Source organism: Streptomyces litmocidini (assembly GCF_014649755.1).
Lineage (GTDB): Bacteria > Actinomycetota > Actinomycetes > Streptomycetales > Streptomycetaceae > Streptomyces > Streptomyces litmocidini.
In genome coordinates this window covers 1-1,682 of record NZ_BMTQ01000059.1, presented here as the reverse complement: position 1 = coordinate 1,682, position 1,682 = coordinate 1, and the positions used below count along the sequence as shown (strand labels likewise).

The following is a 1,682-nucleotide window of genomic DNA, read 5'->3' as shown; positions in this document are numbered from 1 at the left end:
GTGGAGGGCGAGCCGCGTCAGCGGGTCCTGCCGCCGGAATCGGCTCGGGTGTCGGTGGAACGGCGACACATCGAAGGCGGTGCGCTGGAAGGGGAGTTGGCCGCTGCGGCGGGCCGTGTCTTCGATCTTTCCGTAGAGCTTCCGCTGCGGGCGGTGGTGTTCGAGCTGGGTGACGGGGTGGTGGTGCTGTCGCTGGTGGTGCACCACATCGCGACGGACGGTCTGTCGAACGCCGTGTTCTTCGGGGACCTGCAGCGGGCCTATGAGGCCCGGCTCGCGGGGGAGGAGGGTCGGGTTCTTGAGCCCTTGACCGTCCAGTACGCGGATTACGCGGTCTGGCAGCGCCGGGTGCTGGGTTCGGCGGACGATCCCGAGAGCGTGCTGGGCCGGGAGTTGGGTTTCTGGCGCGGGGCGTTGGAGGGGTTGCCGGAGGAGCACGGGCTGAACCTGGACCGTCCGAGGCCGGCCAGGGCTTCCCACCGGGGCGGACAGGTCGAACTCGACCTCGGCGCGGACCTCTTCGAACGCATCGCGGTCCTCGCCCGCTCGGAGGGGTGCACGCCCTTCATGGTGGTGCACGCCGCCCTGGTCGCCGCGCTGACGAGGCTCGGTGCGGGGACGGACCTGGCGATCGGTTCACCAACGGCGGGCCGTGGCGAGCCGGAACTGCAGGATCTGGTCGGGTTCTTCGTGAACACGCTGGTCCTGCGGACCAGCAGTGCCGGCGACCCGAGCTTCCGTGAATTGCTGGGCCGGGTGCGTACGGCGGACCTGGACGCGTTCGCGCACCAGGAGGCGCCGTTCGACCTGGTCCTCGAGGCGGTCAACCCCACCCGGAGCCTCTCGCGCCACCCCCTCTTCCAGATCAGCCTCGGCCTGGAGACCGACGGTGGTCCCGCCTTCGCACTGAGCGGAGTCCGGACGGGCCCGGTGGAGAAGGTCTCCAGCGGATCCGCCAAGTTCGACCTGGAGTTCTTCCTCCGCTCCGACGACGAGAAGGAGCTGCGGGCCACCGTGCTCTTCGCGGCGGAGCTGTTCGACGAGGTCACGGTACGAAGGACGGTGACCGTCCTCGGCGAGGTGCTGGCCCAGGCCCTCGACGAGCCGGACCGGCGCCTGTCGGACCTGAAGGTCCTGTCGGAGGCGGAGCGCGAGCTGCTGACCGGGCCGTGGGCGGGGGCCGTCGCCGAGGTGGGCGACGCCACCCTCGTCGAGCGGTTCGAGGAGCAGGCGGCCCGGTTCCCCGACGGGGTCGCGCTCGTCGACGAGGCGGGGGAGGTCACGTATGCCGAGCTCAACGCCGCCGCCAACCGCTGGGCCCGCCACCTGCGCTCCCGGGGCCTGGGCCGGGGCGACATGGCCGGAGTCCTTTGGCGTCGCGGGGCGGAGTTCGCGTCGGTGGTGATCGGGGTCCTCAAGACGGGGGCGGGATACACGCTCCTCGACCCGGACTTCCCCGACGAGCGACTCCGCTCGGCGGCGACCGACGCCGGCATCGGCGTCCTGGTCGCGGAGCCCGGCCTCGCCGACCGCCTCACCGGCCCCTGGGACACGGCTTCCTGCTCTTCCGAGCAGCTGGCGGGCCTCAGAGGCGAGAACCTCGGCACGGAACTGAGCGCCGACGATCCCGCCTGTCTGATGTTCACGTCGGGTTCGACGGGTCGGCCGAAGGCGATCTTGTC

The 1,682-nt window shown here is 71.3% G+C and carries 1 protein-coding gene; it reads left to right on the top strand.

Translation table 11 applies throughout. The features are described 5' to 3' along the window. Positions 1 to 1,682, top strand: a 1,682-nt coding sequence (locus IE180_RS35895) for a condensation domain-containing protein (protein ID WP_308434466.1), incomplete at its 3' end; no start/stop codon positions are given.